Below are 19,300 nucleotides of genomic sequence, written 5' to 3'. Positions count from 1 at the left end.
ACACCTGGAGTCAGTTTTGGAACCCGTGAAGACCCGGCTGTTCAGTCGCGGTTCATGGCCTGAGGCCCGGCGGATCGCCGACCTGCTCCGCCTCGAAACCGTCGGCGGCGTCATCATGCTGATCGCGGCGCTGGTCGGCCTGGTCTGGGCGAACTCACCGTGGGCGCCGGTCTACGAGATGTTGCGGTCGGTGGAAATCGGCCCCGAGTCACTGCACCTGCGCCTCAGCCTCGCCGAATGGGCCTCCGACGGCCTGCTGGTGATCTTCTTCTTCGTCGCGGGCCTGGAGCTCAAACGCGAATTTGTAGCCGGCGACCTCCACGATCCGCGCCGCGCCGCAGTCCCGATCGCGGCAGCTTTCGGCGGCGTCCTCGTGCCGGCGTTGATCTACACCGCGATCAACCTCGGCGGCGGCCCCGAATTGTCCGGCTGGGCCATCCCCACCGCTACCGACATCGCCTTCGCGCTCGCGGTGCTCGCAGTGATCGGCCGGTGCCTCCCCTCCGCGCTGCGGACGTTTCTGCTGACCCTCGCCGTCGTGGACGACCTGATCGCCATCGTGATCATCGCCCTCTTCTACACCGATGACCTGGCGCTGCTGCCGTTGCTGCTGATGTTCGTCCCACTGGCGTTGTTCACCGTGCTCGTCCAGCGACGCGTCCGGTCGTGGTGGCTGCTCATCCCTCTGGCGGTGGCCACATGGGCGCTGATGCACGCCTCCGGCGTCCACGCGACCGTGGCGGGCGTCCTGCTCGGGTTCGCCGTGCCGGTGATCCGCAAGTCCGGCGAGGGCCCTGGTCTGGCCGAGATCTTCCAGCACCGGTGGCAGCCGCTGTCCACCGGTGTCGCTGTGCCGATCTTCGCCTTCTTCGCCGCCGGCGTCTCGATCGGAGGCCTGAGCGGTTTCGTCACCTCCCTCACGGACAGCGTGACCCTCGGCATCGTGCTCGGTCTGCTGCTGGGCAAACCGATCGGCATCACCGCAGCCACCTGGCTGGTCGCACGGTTCACCAAGGCCGATCTGGACGACGACCTGTCGTGGATCGACGTCGTCGGCCTGTCCATCCTCGCCGGCATCGGTTTCACCGTCTCGCTCCTGGTCAGCGAGTTGTCGTTCGGCGAAGGCAGCGCGGACTACAGCAACGCCAAGGTGGCCGTGCTGCTGGGTTCCGTGCTGTCCGCACTCGTTGCGACCGTGATCCTTCGGATGCGCAACACGGTGTACCGCCGGATCCACGAGGAAGAAACCCGCGACGCGGACAACGACGGCATCCCGGACGTGCATCAGCAGACAGCACCCACCGCCAGCGGTGCGACCACGGAGAACCGCGGGCCCACGGACGGCTAGCGACACCGACACCTGCGCCCCGGAACCACCGTTCGCACTGGTTGAAGACCTGCCGGACTATGTGTCCTTTGTGGATCTCGGTGACTACTTCTGCACAGGGAGCAGAGCTGACCGTCCAGCTCGCCGAGCAGTCAGCGGCGTAGATCAGCGGGCGCCGAGAGCCCACAGCGCTTTGCGGCGGTCGATGATCTACGCGACCACCACTGCAGCAGGCAGCCACGATGCGGGATCGAGCGGAGCCCCACGCTGGAACCACAATCGCAACGCCACTGCGGCGGTCGCGGCGATGAGACAACGCGATCGCGGTCAGCCACCTGGCCGGGAACAGCGTCAGGCTGGCTGCGCGACCACCGTCCGCGCAACACCGCTTCCGCGACCGGATCAGGGCTCGTGGTCGTACCGATCCCACCGCTCGGCACGTTTCGGAGTCCGGGTCGCCCACAGCCACATCAGGCTCAACCCGGTCACCACCAGCCCCAGCACATCCGTCCAGTGTCCGGTGAGCTGGCTGTCCGCCCAGACCAGCACCCACCCCAGCACCGCGGGCAACTGCACGTACCAGTAGCGGCGCGGGATCGCGCCGAGCAAGACCATGGACAACATGACCAGCACCAGCACCGGACTCGGAGATCCCATCAGTGCGGCTCCCGGTCCGGCCGCATGTCGGGTTTTCCGGTGGGCAGGCCGTCCGGCGGCTCGACACTGAGCGCCTTCGCCACGGGAACGTCGGTCGACGAGTGCAGCACGATCGACAACGCGATCGTGATGGCCACGAGGTCGAACACGTGTTCCCCCGCCGGGATTCCGGCTTGCAGCACCAGAAGTCCGTAGACGACCGATGCGAAGCCCTTCGGGCCGAACCACGCGGCGACTGAGCGTTCGCGGGCGGGCAACGGGGTGCGCAGCAACGACAGCATCATCGCGGCAGGCCGCACGAGCAGAATCGCGATGATCGCGACGGCCCAGTCCCCCACGCTCAGGTGCGAGATGCGTTCCGGGGTGATGAGAGCGCCGAAGACGAGCAGGGCGGCGAACTTGGTGATCTCGGACAGCAGATCGCCGAAGTGCTCGAAGTGTTCTGCCGCAACGCGATCGAGTGTGGCGATGGTCGATCCCGCAGCGAAGGCGGCGAGGTACGGATTGGCGTGGGTGAGGTGGCACGTCGCGTACAGCATCACCGCGATCGCCATGGGTCCGAGCGCCTGCAGGCGCGGCTCGGCGGTGAAAACGCGCAACCGCCACGCCAGCACCACAACCGCGGGAATGACGATGCCGAGCGCAAGGCCTGCGGCCAGTTCGATGCCGATCGTGGCGAAGTCGGTGTCCCTGTTCGCCGCGGTGGCGAGGAAGATCAGCACGAACGGCAACGCGAGACCGTCGTTGAGCCCGGACTCGACGTTGAGCAGCCGCCGCAGACGCGCGGGCACGTCGGTGCGTCCGACGATCGCGGAGGCGAACACCGGGTCGGTCGGAGAGAGGATCGCGCCGATCAGGAACGAGGTCGTCCAGTCCAGCCCGGTCAGGAAGTGCGCCGGAACGGCAATGCCCACCATGGTCAGCGGCATGGCCAGGCCCAGCGCCCGGCCGGACAGCCGCCAGCCCTGCTTCAGGTCCGGCAGTCCGGCTCGCTGCCCGTCGGTGAACAGAACCGTGAACAGCGCCAGATCCGCCAGAACGGTGACGAACGCACTGTTGGACGGGATGTCGACGAGGCCAAGCCCGCCCTGGCCGATCAGCGCCCCCGCGACGAGGAACATCAGCGCGGTGGACAAGATCGTGCGGGCGGCGAGGCCGGACAGCGACACGCTGATCAGCAGGACCAGACCGAACGCCAGCACCAGCGCCATCAACGAACCCCGTCCACGTCGGCCAAGCCCACCACGGGATTCGTGACGAGCGTTGCCGACCAGACTTCCCGGCGCTCCGCGCGCAAAGATGCCGTAAATGCCGGCACGAAGCAAACCGGCACACTGGACAACAGCTGAACACATGTTCAATACTCCGAACATGCGTTCAACATCAGACCTGACGGCACGAGCTCGCATCCGCGATGCGGCGCTGGCCAGGTTCGGCACAGACGGCATCGCGGGGACGTCGGTGCGGGCGGTGGCCGCGGATGCCGGAGTCTCACCCGCGTTGGTCGTGCATCACTTCGGCTCCAAGGAAGGACTTCGACAAGCCTGCGACGACCACGTCCTCGACGCGATCCGCTCCGGTGGGGCGGCCGCCACCGAGGCCTTGGGCGAGGTCCTGCACGCGGCGACACCGGTCCGGCGCTACCTCGCACGCGCGTTGCTCGATGACACGCCGGCGGCCGGTGCGTTGTTCGTCGAGATCGTCGAACGCACCGAGTCCTGGCTCGCGGCCGGCGAGGAGGAGGGCTGGGTGCGCGCGTCCGCGGACACGCGAGCACGAGCAGTCACCTACGTGTCGTGGCTGTTGGCGCCACTGGTCCTCGGCGACCACGTGGGTCGCCTGCTGGGCGGTGACCCGGCCGAGACCGCGACGGCTGTGCGGGGCGCGCGAGCCGGTCTGGAGATGCTGACCCACGGCCTGTTCACCGACGACCGCTGGCTGGCCGCGTTCACCGCGGTCGACGAAAGGACACGGCCATGAGGGCCTTGCTGGTCACCCATGGCACACGCGGTGATGTGCAACCGTTCCTGGCGCTCGCGGTGGCTCTCCGCCAAGCCGGCCACGACGCCGTGCTCGCCGCGCCACAGTCCTTCGCCGACAGCGCTGCGGCGCACGACGTGGAATTCGCACCGCTCGACGAAGGGCCGAACAGGCTGCTGGACGACCCGCTGCTGAAGGAGGCGATCGAAGGTGGCTACCGCGGTTTTCGGGGCAAGGTCACGGCGATCTCGACGATCCGGCGCATCAAGCCGTTGATGGCCGACGTGCTGCGCGATGTCGGCGCAGTCGCACGGTCATCCGGCGCGGATGTCCTCGTGCACACGCCGAGCGTGCCGGCGCAACACGCGGCGGAACTGCTCGGTGTGCCGGCCGTTCTTGCCACGCTCCAACCCGGTTGGGTGCCGACAGCAGCGTTCCCGTGTCCCATGGTGCCACTGCCCGAGCTGCCCCGGTTCCTCAACCGGGCCACCTATCTGACGGTCTCGGCGACCCTGCGCGCCTATTCCGGTGTCGTCAACGCCTGGCGCACCAACGATCTCGGACTACCGGGCGGTCACGGCCCCAGCCATGCCCTGGTGTTGCAGGCGTTCAGCTCACTCGTCACGCCGATCGATCCCGCCTGGCCGCAATCCGTGCGCACCACCGGCTTCTGGTACCTGCCGCGAGCCGCGACCTGGACACCCGGCACCGCCCTGAAGGCGTTCCTGGAAGCCGGTCCGGCGCCTGTCTACCTCGGGTTCGGCAGCATGGCCGGACGAGATGCCCAGCGCACTGGTGACATCGTCGCCGAAGCTGTCCGGGCGGCCGGGGTGCGCGCCATCGTCGCGACCGGATGGGGAGGGCTCGCCGCACGTTCCTCAGAGAACCTCTTCGTCATTGATCAGGCGCCGCACGACTGGCTTTTCAGTCAGGTTTGTGCTGTGGCGCACCACGGCGGTGGAGGAACGACCGCCGCGGCACTGGCCGCGGGCGTGCCTCAGGTCGTCTGCCCGTTCGTCGCCGATCAACCCCACTGGGCCAAGCGGATGCACGCCGTCGGCGTTGCCCCGCAGCCACTCCCCCACAAGAAGCTGGCCGTCGCCGCGCTCGCGGGGGCGATCACGCGAGCCACTGGTGACTCGGTGATGCGGCGGCGCGCCGTGGAGCTGGGCGAGAAGATCCGCACGGAGAACGGTGCCGGTGCCGCGGTGCACGAGCTGGAGAGGATCCACAATGGACGTCGCTGACCGCATCGCGAAGACCTTCGGCATGACGGACGAGGCGTGGCAGCGGCATGCCAACCCGTGGAGCGTCTGGACGAGGTTCGCCACGATTCCCTTGATGCTGCTGTCGATCTGGAGTCGCACGTGGATCGGCTGGTGGAGTCTCTTGCCCGTTGGCGCCGTCGTCGTCTGGTTGTTCGTCAACCCCAGGGCGTTCCCACCGGTGCGCGAACCGCGCAGCTGGGCGGCACGTGGCATCTACGGCGAACGGGTCTGGGTACAGGACCGCGACCTCGTACCACCCGACCACCGGAAGGTGTTGCGCCTGCTGGTCGCCCTCGGCGTCATCGGCTTCGGCATGATCTTCTGGGGTCTGGTCGCCCTGGAAGTGTGGCCGACGGTATTCGGTGCGACCGTGGTCGTGGTGGCGCAGCTGTGGCGGGTCGACCGCTTCGGGTGGCTGTGGGAACGCCGCCGGGCTCACCGGTCCTGATCGGCGTTGCGGCAGAAGTTGCCAACCAGGTATCTCCCGTGCTCGACCACCAGAACCACCGCAACCGATCACGAATCGGCTGGCGGGATCCCTTCCACGCGGACTGTTCCCGCCGCGCCGTCGACGGTGATGAGCTGCCCGGTTCTGATCTCACGGGTGGCGTTGCGAACGCAGATCACCGCGGGAATCCCGTACTCACGAGCCACCGTGGGTCCGTGCGCGACCGGCGACCCGGTCTCTGTCACCAATCCAGCGGCGGTCAGGAACAGCGGTGTCCAACCGGGATCCGTGGTGGGCGCCACGAGAATCTCGCCCGGCTCGATGTGCGCTCCGGAGGGATCGTGGATCACGCGTGCCCGGCCGGTTGCACGTCCTGCTGCGCCTGACATGCCGACCAGCACACCGTTGTCCGCGGGTACCGCAGGGGCGAGCGCCTCCAGGTCCGTCCCGTCGGACAACAGCGCGCCGGGGACTGTGGGCCGCCGTTGTTCTCGCTCGTGTGCTGCGCGGCGCAGTGTGACGAGCTCACGGTGGTCGGTCCCGCCGTGCACGGCCGCGTGTACCTGTTCTAGGTCCAGGAACATGATGTCGTCGGCACGTTCCAACAGCTCCCGTGCGACCAGATCATCACCGATGAGGAGCAGCTGGCGGCGCGACACCTGGATCGCGGGCAACCAGGCGAACTTCCCGATCTCGCGCAGACCGGTGAGCTGACGTGACCGGCGCATGAAGAACACTGCGACACGCCCGCGGATCGGCCGCTGACTCCGCACCCGGCGGGACAGCGTCTCGATCATTTCCTCCGCCTTGGCCGCCGCGGCTGCGAACCGCCGATCGGGTGCCTGTTCCGGGTTGTCGACGCGGAGGTAGTTGGCGATCGTGGTGAACAACGGCGCGGGGTCCTCTGCCCAGCGGGGTACGCCGACATCGACCTCGGCGGCCGCGCGCATGCCGTACCTGTCCAGGAAAGCGGCCATCCCGATGTCCGGCAGCTCCCCGGCGAGGTACCTGGCGGTGAGCTGCTCAGGTGGAGTGCTCGAGAACAGGTCGCCATGCGCTCGTGCGTTCACGGCCAGGTCCCACAGCGCCAGGTCCATCTCCGTGGTGACGTTGTGCGGCATCCCGCCCAGGACGGTGTCGAGCTCCTCCGGCGAGGCGACTTCGTCGAGCAATCCTGCCGGCGTCGTCCCGGCGACGATGCCGGCCATCAGCGGCCACAGGATTCCCTTCATGTCCGGGCTCATCACCGTTTTGTGCGAGTCCTCGACGACCCAGCGCAGCCGCTCGGCGGCGGTGGCGGACTCCGGCGGCGGTGTCAGCGTGGATTTGATCTCCTCGACGCCGCGGTACGCCCTGGCGCGCGCGGCGGCGGGACGGGCCAGGCTGGACACGAACCCGGCGATCGCGGGCAGCGTGAGCCGTGCTGCAGCTTTGAGGGCGGTGCCAGGTCGGAATGGCAAGCCCCGTCGTGGCGCGAATCTCGGGTCGTCAATCGCGCGGTTGACGGCGCTTCGAACCCGTGGCCCGTATATCTCCAGCGATGTCGGGAGCTGTTTGCGCATCGCCTTGTTGCGCACGAAATCCGTCAGATCGAAGTAGAGGCGCCCGCCGATCGGCACCAGCCGAGGCAGCGGGTCTCGCGGATCGACCTTCGCTCCCACGGACTTGAACCACATCGCCGCACCCGTCTTCAGCAGCGCCACGCCCATCGGCGTGCACGGTCGCAGCATTCCCTGGATGTGACCGATCTCCAGGTACAGCCGGGTGTCGCCGGTGTCAGGTGGCAGCGGGAACAACGTCGTGATCGGCCGCGACTGGAGCAACCACAGCCGACCCTCGCCGTCGAACGCCCACTCGATGTCCTGCGGGACACCGAAATGCCGCTGCAGCCGCCTCCCCGCCTCCCGCAGCTGTTCGAGCTGGGCCCCGTCGAGGCACCCGTCCGGATTCGGGGTGGCGGGCGCGTTGTGGGACAACACGTAGTGGTCTGGAACGACCGAGCCGTCCACCACGGCCGTGCCCAGACCGGGAGCGGCGTCGATGACCGTTTCGGTGCGGCACCCGGTGATCGGATTGGCGGTGAACGTGACTCCGGCGACAACCGGATCGACCATGCGCTGGATCACGACAGCCATTGCGGCGTCGTCGATTCCCGCGGCAGCTCGGTAGGCGACCGCGCGTTCGGCATGCAGGGAGACCCAGCACCTGCGGACCGCGTCGAAGAGTTCGTCCGCCCCTTCGATGTTCAGGTAGGTGTCCTGCTGGCCGGCGAAGCTGGCGTCCGGCAGGTCCTCAGCCGTGGCGCTGGACCGGACCGCGACACGTCCTCCACCGAGCCGCTCGTAGGCGTCGAGCAGATCGGCTTCGGGAAGATCCCGCGCAAGGTACGACTCGACAGTCAGGCAGAAGCCGTCCGGGACCCGCTCGCCCGCCTTGACCATCTCACCGAGCCCGGCGGCCTTGCCACCCACTAGATCGACCATGGAACGGTCGATCTCCGACAACCGGATCAGACCCATCTCGCCTCCCTCTACCGATCCTGGTCAGCCCGCGTCCACCAGGAGGCGGTCGCCCACGCGCCACCGACCCCCACCAGGAGCACGAGTGCGTAGCCGAGCACGCCGGGCTGCTCGCGCTCCGGGCCCGCCAGACCGCTGAACAGGGCCGGAACCGACCACGGGAACACATGTCCGTAACCGAGCGCGGCGACGATCTGCGCCAGGAACACCGCCGCGATCATGAACCCCACACCGGGCAGGTAACCGCGACCGGCACTGGCAGCCAGCGCGACCGGCGCGACCAACAACGTCGTCATCACCGAGGTGGCCATCAGCTTTCCCAACCCGGCCACCGCCAGGACACCCGACCAGCCGGGCAGCCCGAGGGCCGCACCAATGGCGAGGCCCAGCAGGTAGACGTAGCCGCCGAGGACCAGGAACCACACCGCGCCCACCACGAACTTGGCCGACACGATCACGCCCCGTCCGGTCGGCAGGGCGAGCAGGTCCTTGGCCGTACCTTGGCTGAACTCCCGGCCGAACAGCCACGTCACGGCCAAACCGAAGACGACCATGCCGCCGACCGCGTTCGCCTGGGCCAGGAACCCGAAGTAGGCCGCCCAATCCGCCTCGTTCGCCACCAAGCTCGCCTTCGCGCCCAGCAACCCCATGGCCCGCGCCCGTTGCTGATCCGCGAGGATGAACATGAACAGCCCGCCGACCAGCGCGACAACGCTGAGCGCCAGCACCGTCAGCCAAGGCAGCCTCGAGCGCCGCATCTTCAGCGCTTCCACCGCGACCGCAGCCCTCATCGCGCTCACCGCGGCTCGACCAGCTTCAGGAAGTAGGTCTCCAGGTCGTCCTGTGTCACGACGAGCCTCGTCGGCGGACAACCCGCTGCCACGAGCAACGCGGCGACGTCATCGGGACGCCGCACGGCACGTTCGTCCTCGATCACGTACCCGTCGCCGTCGGCGCTCGCGACCAGCCCAGCCACACGCAGCGCTTCCGCGACTCGGTCACCGTCGCGTGCGGCCACGCTCAACCTGGGCCGCGCGAGCGACGCCAGGTCTTCGGTGGCGATCTCCTTCAGCAGCAGGCCGTGATCGATCACCCCGATCCTGGTGGCCAGCCGTGCCACCTCGGTCAGGATGTGGCTGGACAGCAGCACGGAGACCCCGTGCTCGCGCGCGAGATCGAGGAGCAGCGCGCGGATCTCGGCCACTCCGGCAGGATCCAGGCCGTTGGCCGGCTCGTCGAGGATCACCAGGTCAGGGCGGTGGATCAGCGCCTTGGCGAGGCCAAGTCGTTGCGCGTTGCCCAGCGACAGGGTCCCCGCACGGTTGCCGGCGTAGGCGCTCAACCCGAGCCGCTCGACGACGGCACCCACGGCGCGCGGGTCGGTCAAGCCTCGCAAACGTGCGACGACCGCGAGGTTCTCGACGACCGTCAGCTCCGGATAGGCCGCCGGGGTCTCGACGAGGTACCCGACGCGCGACCACATCTCGTCGTGGCCGCGCCGCACACGCTCACCCAGCAGCGTCACCTGACCGCTGGTAGGGCGCACCATGCCCAGCAGCATCCGGATCATCGTCGTCTTGCCCGCGCCGTTCAGGCCGAGCAGCGCGTAGATCTCCCCCGGCTCCACCCGGAGGGAAACCGCGTCCACGGCAGCGAGATCGCCGTAGCGTTTGGTCAGCTCAGAGGCATCGATCACCGGAGCCGTAGTGGCCATGCGTGGTCCTCGTCTACGCGAACGACAACAACGCCGACCAGGCTTCCCGGCACTCCGCCGATCACCTTACTCCTGTTGTTCTCCGCCAGGCCAGTGGAACTCGCGTCGTCGGGGCGTGGCACGTGAGACGAGGCATGCCAAGGTCCAATTAGGACAGCAGAGTCCAGGCTTGCGTCTGCGTTTCGTTCACCGATCTGACCGCGAGCGGGCAATGATGCCGAGACGTGCACCGTCCGGCGGTTCGCCGACCTCACGACGGAGGTACCTGGACTCGACGCCGGCCAGATCGAGATACCCGCAAGGCGATTCCGACTCCGCGTCCTTCCGGTAAGGGTCTCATCACCTGTCCCGGACAACGGTGTGCCGGGAAGCCTGGTCGGCGTGACAACCTTCCGGTCGAAGGGTCGGTCACGCCCGCCAGGAGAGCATTCGTCATGGGCGCCGGTGTCAGTAGCCTCGCGGCCGCCTACCTTCTGCTGCGCAGTGACCGGGACGTCGTCGTGCTGGCTGCCGCAACGCCCGCACGGCCCGGAGGGATTCCCGCAGCCTCACCGACCTCGGCCTCAACGCCGCGCGGCGGCTGGGACTGCTGCCGGCGCTCGTCGAACGACGCCAGCCCCGCTGCGACCTCGTCGCGGTCGACGCCGCCGGGGTGCAGCTCGCTGTACACCCCGAGTCTCCCCCGCACCGCCCGGTGCTGGGCCAGGACGAGATGCTCGCGGTGCCGAGCGACGCTCTCGGTGGCGAGGTCGATCGCCGTGGTGCGGAGCTGCCCGTCCTCGTCGCCGACGACTGCGGTGTCACGGGCCCCCTTCGCAAACGGCGACGAGGACTGGTTCGACCTCGTTGTGGGTGCCGACGGCGCGTGTTCCGCTGTCAGAGCCGCGGTACTCGGCCATTCCCACTGCGATCTGCCGCATTGGTCGACGGTTCACGGCAGGATCGAGCTGACATCATCGTGCGCTGTGTCGATGGATCTCACCGGCAGATCTGTCCGGCTGCACCCGTTGCGGGACAAGCGCTCAGCCGTGTCGTTCGCCTGGCGTCACAGGTCGGACACGCCGTGGCCGGAGGTGTTCGCCGACCTCGGCTGGCTCGTTCCCGAGCTCCTGTCGCGCGTGGATGGTGAGCCGTGCGTGCAGATACCCCAGGACGTGCAGATCGATGGGTGCACAGACGAATCGCGCTGATCGGAGACGCCGCCTGGTACCTGGGCCCGCACGCCGACCGAGGTCTTTCGCTCGCCATCGGCGACGCCGAGCTCCTGGGTGATGCACTGGACATGCTCCCCGGCGCGGATGAGGCCAGGCACTCCTCCAAGAGGAGCACACCGTAGCCGATCATGATCCACCCGATGCCAGACCATCCGAGTTGTTTACGAACTCTCCGAGGAGATGATCTCGGCCACCGCGAGGTCGTGCTCGGCACCGTCGACCACGCACAAGGTCCCCGCACACTCTCGCTGCGACTGGACGATGAGGTACTGCGCATCGGAGCAAGCGATGGCAGTCCTCACCTCTCTCCGGTTCTGGGACAGTCACGACTTTGCGCGTCGCGTGGCCGTGGACTGGTCATCGTGAGCGCGTTCAGCACGTCCTGAGGCGTCGAGATCGCGCAGAGCAACAAGGTCACCTGGGCCGAGATCCTCGTCCGGCGTTGAGCCACCCGGTGTTCCACTGTGGACCTTCAGGCAGGCTGATGTCCTGCGACGGCCAGATCATCGAGTCCGGGCCCCACTGCACTGCTGGAGCCACATCGGACACGACAAACACCGCTTCCTGCACTCGGTGCTCGAAGACAGCTCAGCGCCGCGCCTGGTATCAACCGGCTGCAGGGATGTCACCGAGCACGACGAGCAGGTCACCGGGCCGCAACCGGTCCGCCGCGGGATCTTCCGGCCAGACCCGCCTGCCCTCCCGGATGATCGCCAGCACCTGCGGTCCGCATTCGGAGAGGCGACGCCCGACTTCATCGCGCTGTACCGCGCGCTCGACGACCACCAGTGCCGGTCCGTCCGCCGTAGCGGAGGTGACGGAATCGTCGGGCAGCGCCATGAACCACTCGACGAGCTCGTCCTCCGTCAGCACGTGATCCGCACCCAAATACTGCATCAGCTCGGAGATCTCGGGACTGCGGACGATCGCGGTGACCGTCGCCTCCTCGTTGAGGCTGCGCACGACCGACGTCACCCGCAGAGTGGCAGCGTCGTCGGACACCGCGACGACAACGTGCTCCGCCTCGTGCGCGCCGGCTTCCCACAGAGTTTCCAGCCGCCAGCCCGGACCGACCACCACGTCGGCACCGTCCATTTTGGCCAGATCAGCCCGCGCCGGATTGACGTCGACCACCGTCGTCGTCGACGGCCGGGGGTCGAACTGCAACGCCCTGAGCACCACTCGTCCGCCGTCGCCGTAGCCGACAACGACGATGTGTGAAGTCATCCGAACTCCCGATCACGCGCACCTGCGGCCAGCCTGCCACGTGCCCGTCATCGCTTGACCTTTCAGGTTTCTACCGATCGCGCTGATGGATCAGTCCGTACTCAGCACGAGCAGGCGGTCGCCCCCGCGCAACTCCGCCACCGACGGGTCATCGACCCAGACTCGCCTGCCATCACGCACCACGGCGAGCACCTGATGGCCGCACGACAGAGGCGAACAGCCGATCTCCTCGCGCATCACAGCGCGTTCCGCCACCGTCCACTCGAGATCCTGGAGGCCGCTGCCCTCACAGGGAACATCAGACAGACCGAAGGCCCACTCCACGGCCTCGACGGGGCCCAGGACGTGATCCGCTCCGAGGAACTCGACCAGTCCGTGGAGTTCGGTGTCGCGCACCACCCCGATGACCGTGGCGGTCTCGTTCATCGACCGCACGATCGCGGTGATTCTGATCGCCATCGCGTCATCGGCGACAGCCACCACGACGTGATCCGCCGTGTGCACACCCGCCGACCACAAGACGCTCAGGCGCCACCCATGTCCGGTCACGACGTGAACACCGTCAACCGCCGCCTGTGCCACCCGCTCCGGGTCGGCGTCGACCACAGAGAGCTGCGCGGCGTGGCCCTCCCCGCGTAGCGCCGAGACGACCGCACGACCGCGGGCGCTGTAGCCGATGAGCACGGTGCGCGAACCCATCCCAGCTCCTCGTCCCGGCCGCTGCGCGGGCAACGGTCCCGGGAGCGGCCTCACCCGCAACCGCGCCAGGCGGGTACCGGCCGCCGATCCGTCAGCCGGTACCCGGTCTCCCCGGAGTGGTTTGGCGCGGACATCCGCCCCGACCGGTGATGTCCGCGCCGACAGTCTGCAGGAAATCCGCACGGTGCAACCTTGCGAGGCCCTTTCGATGATGTGTCATTCCCGTGAAGACCGGCGTGGCCGTCCGCCGCTCCACAGGTAGATCCCGCCGGCCACAGCCACGACCACGAGGACTCCGAGCAGTCCGTCGGAATAGTCGTCGTTCGCGTCCTGCTGGGCGATGTTCTGCGTCCTGGGAACGACCGGGGCCGCCTGCGGCACCGTGGGAACCGCAGCAGGTGTCGGGCTGGGCGCGGGCGCCGCGAGTGCGGCGAGCGGGATCGCCTGCGTGTCGTTGAAATCCACCATCCCGGTGGCTTCGAGAACCTGGATGTGGTCGAGCACAACCTCCATACAGCGCTTCGCGAAGTCGCGGATCAGTGTGTTCCGGGTGCCGGTGCGTACGACCGCGAGGAACTTGTAGACGCCCCCGTGGGCGGCACGCAGGCGGTTGGCGAAGATGCGGTCGAACTCCGCACTCCCTGCCGGGGCGTTCGTCATCTCGGCGATCCAGCCCTGCTGGTCGGCGTTGGCCTCGCTGGGCAGCGGGACGTTCAGCGTGCGGCCCAGTTCGATGACCTTGGCGTCCAGCTCACGGTGCCCGTCGATCAGGTGTTGTCCGGCTTCCTTGACCCGCGGGTTGGAGGACTTCTGCAGTCCGAGTCGCCCGGCGGGTCCTTCCCACAGCCCCGCGAGACGCACCTTCACGAGCATGTCCCGGCCCGCGGGGCCCAGCGGGCCGAACTGGGTCGGCGTGTACTCGGATCCGAAGTCGGGCTGCGCAGAGGCCGACGGGACCGCGAACGAACAGATGATCGCGAGCGCCGACACCACCTGGGCGAGACGTTTGAGCACGTTGGATCTCCCTTCGTGAACAGCGGCGAACATGTGCTGACACGGAGGGATACGGATGATTCGGGAAATTGAGACTATTGCACTGTGCAATGGTTGCGTGTTCGTTACCCAACACAGACCGTGCAGTAGTGCGGGCCCAACGGGCGATCCGAGCCGCTCCAGCCCGCCTGGTCGGCCTGCAGCCAGAGCAGCTCCCACGCGAAGGGGCCGGTTGCGCTCGTTCGGCGAGACCGCCCGCATCCGTCGCACACGAGAATGGTTCCCGCGAGGCCTTCATCGGTGGTGGGCATGCCCGTCACGGCTTGAGGCAACCTTTCGTCGTCTCGCGGCAAGCGCCGGCCGCAAACTCGACGGCCGACGCCTGGCCTTCCCCGGAAAGCGCGCAGGCACGCGCCCACTACGGGCGTTCACCCGCAGGGACAAGCATGCCCGACGCGTGCACTGTGCAACCTTACGAACTCCTTCCGAAGGCAAGCACTACCGCCAAGATGCGGTCACCATGACAATGTGATAGAAGCAGCACAGAAAACCAACGAGGAAAAGCAGGACATGGATTTCTCCGTGCTGCTCGTGGACGACGACGAGCGCATCCGCCAGGCACTCGGACTCGCGCTCGCCGACGAGGGCTTCGACGTCGACGAGGCCGTCTCCGGCGAGGACGCGTTGAGCCGCCTCGACAGCGACTCTTTCGACGTCGTACTGCTCGATCTCATGCTGCCCGGAGTGGACGGTCTGCAGGTCTGCCGAACGCTACGCGCGCAAGGAGATCTGCCGATCATCATCGTGACCGCCCGCACCGACACCCCTGACGTGATCGCGGGTCTGGAGGCGGGTGCGGACGACTACGTGACCAAACCTCTGGTCGCGAGCGAGCTCGCCGCGCGCATCCGGGCGCTGCTGCGCAGGCGTGGCGGCCCGCGGCAGAACGTCTCGTACCGCATCGAGGACCTCGAAATCTGGCCGGACGAGGGCGTCGTCCACCGCGGCGGGGAGGAAATCCGGCTCACCCGCACGGAATTCCGCCTGCTCGCCGAACTGGCGGCGGCGGGCGGCCGGATCGTGACCAGGGAACAGTTGTTGCAGCGGGTCTGGGGATATGACTACTACGGCGACACCCGGCTGCTCGACGTGCACATTCGCCGTCTGCGAACCAAGGTCGAGCACAACTCCGAAGACCCGGTGTTCGTGCTGACCGTGCGCGGCTCCGGCTACAAGATCGGCCCGCCGAGGTGATGGTCCGCCGCCCGTCGCTGCGGTGGAGAGTGGCCGCCGCGCTCGGCCTCGGCTCGGTGCTGGTCACCAGTCTCCTCGCCGTCGCCACCTGGAATCTCGCATCGGACTACATGCTGCGGCAGCGTGTGCAGGCCACAACGCGTCAAGCGGAGGTCAATCTCCGGCTGGTGGAGGAGGCCGTCCGCACGAACTCGGACGGGCTGACCGAACTGCTCACCGGCCTGACCACCAATCCGGACTCGACGATCATGCTGTTCCGCGCGAACGAGGTGCTGACGAGCGGGCGGCAGGTCGACCCCGCCGTCGTACCCGACGACCTTCTCGCCATGGCCCGCCACGGCACTCCGGCCAGACAACGGCTCCGCGCCGACGGAATACCGGTGATCGCGGTGGCCCAGTCGCTCGCCGACGGGCAAGGTGTCTACGTCGAGCTGTTCCAGCTCGTCCAGCTCGACCGGACGTTCCGGTTCCTCAGCGGCTTGTTGATCGCTGGAACGGTGCTGAGCGGCCTGATCGGCGTAGGACTCGGCTCGTGGGCCAGCAGACGCGCGCTGCGGCCGTTGACGGAGCTGACCGCCGCGGCCTCGCGCATCGCCGGCGGTGATCTGAAAACACGGCTGCCCGACCAGGATGATCCCGACCTCGGTCCGCTGGCGAGAACGTTCAACTCCACGGCCGACACGCTGGAACAACGAGTGCTGCGCGATGCCAGGTTCGCCGGCGACGTCAGCCATGAGCTGCGGTCACCGCTGACGACGATGGTCAACGCGGCCGCGGTGCTCCGCCGCAGACAGGCCGAGCTGCCCGGCACCGCGGGCAAGGCTCTCGGGCTGCTCACCTCCGAAGTGGACAGGTTCGCGCGCATGGTGGTCGACCTCATGGAGATCAGTCGTGCCGACCAGGACGGCGACCGAGACGACTTCGAACCGCTGGATGTCGCCGGCATCGTTCGCGGTGTCGCCGGGCTTCGGCTCGCCCCCGGCATCGAGATCATCATCGAGTCTCCCCCACCAGTGGTGCTCGGTGACCGTCGCCGCCTGGACCGCGTGGTCGGCAACCTCATCGAGAACGCCGAGCAGCACGCGGGAGGCGCCGTCCGGCTCGCGGTGCTCCATCACCGTGGACGCGTGCGGCTGGAGGTCGACGACGCGGGTCCAGGTGTGCCTTCCAAAATGCGGACCCAGGTGTTCGAACGCTTCACCCGCGGCGCCAGAGCGGGCAGCCGGGGTACCGACACCGGCAGCGGCCTCGGACTGGCGCTCGTCGCCGAGCACGTCCGCCGCCACCACGGCCGCGTGTGGGTCGAGGACCGACCTGGTGGCGGAGCTCGTTTCGTCGTCGAACTCCCGGAGGCCGCCGCGTGAAGGCCGTCATCACCGTCGTGGTGTGCCTGCTGGCCACCGCTTGCGGGGTGTCCACACAGGACGAACCGGAACCTCTTGGCACACCGACGATGTCCGGTGAAGCACCCACTCCCGTTGTGACGCAGCGGCGGCATTCGACACCGGCGTCCAGTTCGAGCACGCCGGCCGTCTCGACGGCGGCGACTCCCACCCCGGTGGGCGATCGTTAGCCACTCGTCAGGTTCACCGACGCGCGAACTCGGACAGGATGGAGGAGCCCGCCGAAAGGACCTCGTTTTGACCCGAAGCCGTTCCATGCCCGCCGACGCGGAGGCCGTCTTCGACGTCGTCTCCGACCTCGACAACATGACGACCTGGCTGCCCGACTCCGTGGAGGTCGAGCTGTCCGGGCCCAACCTCATCCGCCTGTGGCTGCCAGGTCTCCACGCCGAAGTCGACGTCGAGCGTCAAGTGGACATCGACTGGGAGCGGCTGCGCATCACCTGGGGCAGCGAGACCACGACGAGCTGCACAGGCACACTGCGGGTTCTGCGGCTCACCGCCGACCGCAGCGCGGTCAGCGTGCAGCTCACCGGCCCGCCCGGTGCATCGGCGAGGTCGGTCGACGCCTGGATCGAGGCGGCACTGAACGCACTGGAAACGGTCGTTGCTTCCGAATGCAGGACAAAACAGGCAGTGCACCAACCTGTGCGGTGATCACAACGCGCGGTTGCGGTACAACAGTCGCATGACCCGGTCCAAGGTCGGCGCAAACCACGCCGAGGCGCTGACCGACGCCGTGCTCACGGCGTCGCGCCTGCTGGTCGCCGTGTCCGCGCGGTCGCTCGCGGCGGTCGAGGAAACCATCACGCTGCCGCAGTTCCGGATGCTCGTGATTCTGGACAGCAGAGGAGCGATGAGGCTCAGCTCGCTGGCTGAACTGCTCGACGTCAACCCGTCCACCGCGACTCGCATGGTCGACCGGCTCGTGGCGACCGAGATGGTCGCGCGCCAGCCCAACCCGGCGACACGCCGGGAGGTGATCGTCGAACTGACCGAGGAAGGCACCCATGTCGTACGTGGGGTGACGCGCCGGCGCCGCGCGGCGATCAGCCGGATCGTGGCGAAGATGTCCGAGGACGAACGACGCGGCCTCGTCGAAGCGCTCACCGCGTTCACCAAGGCCGGCGGCGAACCCGCGGTGACTTCAGCCGATCTCGGCTGGATCTGACGCACTCAGCCCAACCACCTGCCCGCGTCGATGGCGACCACCTGCTGCGAGCCCGATGCTCACCGTGTTCTGGCTTCCGATCTCCGCCGTCGTTCATCACGGACAGTGCAATCTTTGCGCTGAGCAATCGAACTTCCGCCAGGCCTGTGGGATCGTAGGGAGGTCGTAAGCACACGTGGGAAAACGAACGCCGGTCGCGTTGTGGCCGGGTCGACGGGTCGGACACCAGCGCTGCGGCGATCGACTTCGCGTTCGACTTCGCCCCGCGCCGCGATTGCGATCTGCTCGCGGTTCACGCGTGGTCCGACATCCCGATGAGGCGCTCGCTGAGCCGAACACTGTGGCTACAACTGGGACCAGGTCCGCATCGAGTCTGGAACCGTGATCGCGCCATGGCCGCGGCGCTGTACGGCGGGCAGTGCTCGGTTCCATCAGCCACGCCGTGCTCCGCCGCGCCCCGTACCCGGTAGCCGTTGTTCACCGGACGACTGATCTGCCGGCCAGTCACTCGACCGCAACGGTGATTGGCGCAGTGTGCAGCCGTCCGCCGTGCGAGAACTCGAGGAAGAGCCGGTACTCACCGCGCTCGGCGAACACCGACCGGAAGGTCAGCTCGCCGTTGATCACCGGTGCACCGAGCGGCTCGACGGGGTGCAAGTGCGTCGCGGAGAGCAGCATCGTGTGGAAACCGGTCATGTGACCGTTGGCACCGAGATGCGGTTCCAGGGTCTTGACCGGTGCGCCGTCCGGGGTCCGGATGGCGAATCGCAGCTTGCGTTCGTTCAGCAACGGGAGTGCGGCCGGCTCATCCACCCGTGTGACCGAGTAACCCGTTGCGGTTCGAGTGCTCGCGTCCGGTGCGGGGACCGGCATCAGCGCGGTGTCACCCGCGAGACTGAACGGGACGCCCAGCACCACGGGGTGCCGCGGATCCTTGGTGTCCAACGGGATGAACTCGGCGAACATGCGATATGCGCCGCCATCGGGCAGGTCGATCGTGATCCGCCACGTGTCGCCGTCAAGCGTGGGATGTACGTGCCGGAACACGTGCATGTCATCGCGAACGACGAAGAAGTGCATCTGCTTGGTCTGGTTGTCCAGGAACCTGGTCACGGGCTTGCCATCGCCACCGAGGATGCGGAACGCCACCGGTACCGCGCTTCCCCGGCTCTCCGGCACAACAACGCGTTCGAAGCGGTATCCACCCTCCACCTCGGACAGACCGTCGCTGTGGCTCGCCGGTACGACGTCCTGAGTCGCTTGCTGGTGCACCGAGTGCGGCGAAGCGGCCGATGGACGGAACAGCATGATCCCGCCGCCGGCCACGATCGCCACGGCCAGCAGTGCGAACACCCAGTCGATGAAACCCAGCTTGCGCATGATCCACCCCCAAGCGGGGATGCCCCGGCCGAGGCCGGGGCACCTC

Annotated in this window: 19 protein-coding genes and 1 pseudogene; 10 read left to right on the top strand and 10 right to left on the bottom strand. The window is 67.9% G+C overall.

What is annotated here, in order from left to right; genetic code table 11:
• Positions 1 to 16: 16 nt before the first annotated feature.
• The gene (gene nhaA / locus C8D87_RS18205; protein WP_112227566.1) at positions 17 to 1,348 is read left to right on the top strand and encodes a Na+/H+ antiporter NhaA; all 1,332 of its coding nucleotides are present in this window, start codon (positions 17 to 19) and stop codon (positions 1,346 to 1,348) included.
• 381 nt (positions 1,349 to 1,729) lie between these two features.
• Here nhaA and C8D87_RS18200 read toward each other — a convergent pair whose 3' ends face one another.
• Together C8D87_RS18200 and C8D87_RS18195 are read right to left on the bottom strand one after the other, a co-directional pair.
• The gene (locus C8D87_RS18200; protein WP_146771760.1) at positions 1,730 to 1,984 is read right to left on the bottom strand and encodes a hypothetical protein; all 255 of its coding nucleotides are present in this window, start codon (positions 1,982 to 1,984) and stop codon (positions 1,730 to 1,732) included.
• Positions 1,984 to 3,195, bottom strand: a complete 1,212-nt coding sequence (locus tag C8D87_RS18195; RefSeq protein WP_112227564.1) for a cation:proton antiporter — start codon at positions 3,193 to 3,195, stop codon at positions 1,984 to 1,986. Before C8D87_RS18195 ends, C8D87_RS18200 begins: the two co-directional genes overlap by 1 nt.
• Positions 3,196 to 3,355: 160 nt before the next feature.
• On the opposite strand from C8D87_RS18195, the gene C8D87_RS18190 reads away from it, so the two are divergent.
• The 3 genes from C8D87_RS18190 to C8D87_RS18180 are packed head-to-tail and all read left to right on the top strand — an operon-like array spanning position 3,356 to position 5,680.
• Positions 3,356 to 3,964, top strand: coding sequence for a TetR/AcrR family transcriptional regulator (locus C8D87_RS18190; protein ID WP_112227563.1), 609 nt, complete (start codon positions 3,356 to 3,358; stop codon positions 3,962 to 3,964).
• On the top strand, positions 3,961 to 5,211 hold the full coding sequence (locus tag C8D87_RS18185) for a glycosyltransferase (RefSeq protein ID WP_112227562.1): 1,251 nt from the start codon (positions 3,961 to 3,963) through the stop codon (positions 5,209 to 5,211). Before C8D87_RS18190 ends, C8D87_RS18185 begins: the two co-directional genes overlap by 4 nt.
• The gene (locus C8D87_RS18180) at positions 5,198 to 5,680 is read left to right on the top strand and encodes a DUF6653 family protein (RefSeq protein ID WP_112227561.1); all 483 of its coding nucleotides are present in this window, start codon (positions 5,198 to 5,200) and stop codon (positions 5,678 to 5,680) included. The genes C8D87_RS18185 and C8D87_RS18180 overlap by 14 nt, the downstream gene beginning before the upstream one ends.
• Before the next feature lie 68 nt (positions 5,681 to 5,748).
• On the opposite strand, the gene C8D87_RS18175 is transcribed toward C8D87_RS18180, so the two are convergent.
• The 4 genes from C8D87_RS18175 to C8D87_RS18160 all read right to left on the bottom strand — a co-directional run bounded on the left by C8D87_RS18175 (position 5,749) and on the right by C8D87_RS18160 (position 10,583).
• Positions 5,749 to 8,199 carry a PEP/pyruvate-binding domain-containing protein gene (locus C8D87_RS18175; RefSeq protein WP_112227560.1) on the bottom strand — a complete coding sequence of 817 codons (2,451 nt, stop codon included), beginning with the start codon at positions 8,197 to 8,199 and terminating at the stop codon, positions 5,749 to 5,751.
• Positions 8,200 to 8,210: 11 nt separating this feature from the next.
• Positions 8,211 to 8,990: an ABC transporter permease gene (locus C8D87_RS18170; protein WP_112227737.1), complete on the bottom strand. Its 780-nt coding sequence runs from the start codon at positions 8,988 to 8,990 to the stop codon at positions 8,211 to 8,213.
• 5 nt (positions 8,991 to 8,995) lie between these two features.
• Positions 8,996 to 9,913: an ABC transporter ATP-binding protein gene (locus tag C8D87_RS18165; protein WP_112227559.1), complete on the bottom strand. Its 918-nt coding sequence runs from the start codon at positions 9,911 to 9,913 to the stop codon at positions 8,996 to 8,998.
• 466 nt (positions 9,914 to 10,379) lie between these two features.
• Entirely contained in the window at positions 10,380 to 10,583 is a 204-nt protein-coding gene (locus C8D87_RS18160; RefSeq protein WP_112227558.1) for a hypothetical protein, read from the bottom strand.
• 498 nt (positions 10,584 to 11,081) lie between these two features.
• Between C8D87_RS18160 and C8D87_RS45970 the strand changes: the two genes are divergently transcribed.
• Entirely contained in the window at positions 11,082 to 11,249 is a 168-nt protein-coding gene (locus tag C8D87_RS45970; RefSeq protein ID WP_170166474.1) for a hypothetical protein, read from the top strand.
• Between the two features lie 484 nt (positions 11,250 to 11,733).
• Here the strand turns inward: C8D87_RS45970 and C8D87_RS18150 are convergent, their stop codons facing one another.
• The 3 genes from C8D87_RS18150 to C8D87_RS18140 form a co-directional block, all read right to left on the bottom strand.
• Positions 11,734 to 12,354, bottom strand: a complete 621-nt coding sequence (locus C8D87_RS18150; RefSeq protein ID WP_112227556.1) for a potassium channel family protein — start codon at positions 12,352 to 12,354, stop codon at positions 11,734 to 11,736.
• A 90-nt stretch (positions 12,355 to 12,444) separates the two neighbouring features.
• Positions 12,445 to 13,053, bottom strand: coding sequence for an NAD(P)-binding protein (locus C8D87_RS18145; RefSeq protein ID WP_112227555.1), 609 nt, complete (start codon positions 13,051 to 13,053; stop codon positions 12,445 to 12,447).
• 216 nt (positions 13,054 to 13,269) lie between these two features.
• On the bottom strand, positions 13,270 to 14,067 hold the full coding sequence (locus C8D87_RS18140) for a DUF4142 domain-containing protein (protein ID WP_170166473.1): 798 nt from the start codon (positions 14,065 to 14,067) through the stop codon (positions 13,270 to 13,272).
• Between the two features lie 549 nt (positions 14,068 to 14,616).
• Here C8D87_RS18140 and C8D87_RS18135 point away from each other — a divergent pair.
• The 5 genes and pseudogenes from C8D87_RS18135 to C8D87_RS49185 all read left to right on the top strand — a co-directional run.
• Positions 14,617 to 15,300, top strand: a complete 684-nt coding sequence (locus tag C8D87_RS18135) for a response regulator transcription factor (RefSeq protein ID WP_112227553.1) — start codon at positions 14,617 to 14,619, stop codon at positions 15,298 to 15,300.
• The gene (locus tag C8D87_RS18130; RefSeq protein WP_112227552.1) at positions 15,300 to 16,664 is read left to right on the top strand and encodes a sensor histidine kinase; all 1,365 of its coding nucleotides are present in this window, start codon (positions 15,300 to 15,302) and stop codon (positions 16,662 to 16,664) included. The genes C8D87_RS18135 and C8D87_RS18130 overlap by 1 nt, the downstream gene beginning before the upstream one ends.
• A gap of 276 nt (positions 16,665 to 16,940) precedes the next feature.
• A complete protein-coding gene (locus tag C8D87_RS18125) occupies positions 16,941 to 17,360 on the top strand; it encodes an SRPBCC family protein (RefSeq protein ID WP_146771757.1) in 420 nt (139 codons plus the stop codon).
• A gap of 31 nt (positions 17,361 to 17,391) precedes the next feature.
• Entirely contained in the window at positions 17,392 to 17,874 is a 483-nt protein-coding gene (locus C8D87_RS18120) for a MarR family winged helix-turn-helix transcriptional regulator (RefSeq protein ID WP_112227550.1), read from the top strand.
• A gap of 400 nt (positions 17,875 to 18,274) precedes the next feature.
• Positions 18,275 to 18,343: pseudogene (locus tag C8D87_RS49185) on the top strand (hypothetical protein); the annotation flags it as partial.
• Positions 18,344 to 18,378: 35 nt separating this feature from the next.
• Here the strand turns inward: C8D87_RS49185 and C8D87_RS18110 are convergent.
• Positions 18,379 to 19,254: a hypothetical protein gene (locus tag C8D87_RS18110; protein ID WP_112227549.1), complete on the bottom strand. Its 876-nt coding sequence runs from the start codon at positions 19,252 to 19,254 to the stop codon at positions 18,379 to 18,381.
• Positions 19,255 to 19,300 lie beyond the last annotated feature (46 nt).

This window comes from Lentzea atacamensis (genome assembly GCF_003269295.1).
Lineage (GTDB): Bacteria > Actinomycetota > Actinomycetes > Mycobacteriales > Pseudonocardiaceae > Lentzea > Lentzea atacamensis.
Note: the sequence above shows the minus strand (reverse complement) of the source record. Positions and strands in the feature narration are given on the sequence as shown.

What these genes read in the sequence shown, in the direction of transcription:
- C8D87_RS18200 (WP_146771760.1), bottom strand. Translation starts at nt 1,984, where the DNA reads ATGGGATCTCCGAGTCCGGTGCTGGTGCTGGTCATGTTGTCCATGGTC.
- C8D87_RS18195 (WP_112227564.1), bottom strand. Translation starts at nt 3,195, where the DNA reads ATGGCGCTGGTGCTGGCGTTCGGTCTGGTCCTGCTGATCAGCGTGTCG.
- C8D87_RS18190 (WP_112227563.1), top strand. Translation starts at nt 3,356, where the DNA reads ATGCGTTCAACATCAGACCTGACGGCACGAGCTCGCATCCGCGATGCG.
- C8D87_RS18185 (WP_112227562.1), top strand. Translation starts at nt 3,961, where the DNA reads ATGAGGGCCTTGCTGGTCACCCATGGCACACGCGGTGATGTGCAACCG.
- C8D87_RS18180 (WP_112227561.1), top strand. Translation starts at nt 5,198, where the DNA reads ATGGACGTCGCTGACCGCATCGCGAAGACCTTCGGCATGACGGACGAG.
- C8D87_RS18175 (WP_112227560.1), bottom strand. Translation starts at nt 8,199, where the DNA reads ATGGGTCTGATCCGGTTGTCGGAGATCGACCGTTCCATGGTCGATCTA.
- C8D87_RS18170 (WP_112227737.1), bottom strand. Translation starts at nt 8,990, where the DNA reads ATGAGGGCTGCGGTCGCGGTGGAAGCGCTGAAGATGCGGCGCTCGAGG.
- C8D87_RS18165 (WP_112227559.1), bottom strand. Translation starts at nt 9,913, where the DNA reads ATGGCCACTACGGCTCCGGTGATCGATGCCTCTGAGCTGACCAAACGC.
- C8D87_RS18150 (WP_112227556.1), bottom strand. Translation starts at nt 12,354, where the DNA reads ATGACTTCACACATCGTCGTTGTCGGCTACGGCGACGGCGGACGAGTG.
- C8D87_RS18145 (WP_112227555.1), bottom strand. Translation starts at nt 13,053, where the DNA reads ATGGGTTCGCGCACCGTGCTCATCGGCTACAGCGCCCGCGGTCGTGCG.
- C8D87_RS18135 (WP_112227553.1), top strand. Translation starts at nt 14,617, where the DNA reads ATGGATTTCTCCGTGCTGCTCGTGGACGACGACGAGCGCATCCGCCAG.
- C8D87_RS18130 (WP_112227552.1), top strand. Translation starts at nt 15,300, where the DNA reads ATGGTCCGCCGCCCGTCGCTGCGGTGGAGAGTGGCCGCCGCGCTCGGC.
- C8D87_RS18120 (WP_112227550.1), top strand. Translation starts at nt 17,392, where the DNA reads ATGACCCGGTCCAAGGTCGGCGCAAACCACGCCGAGGCGCTGACCGAC.
- C8D87_RS18110 (WP_112227549.1), bottom strand. Translation starts at nt 19,254, where the DNA reads ATGCGCAAGCTGGGTTTCATCGACTGGGTGTTCGCACTGCTGGCCGTG.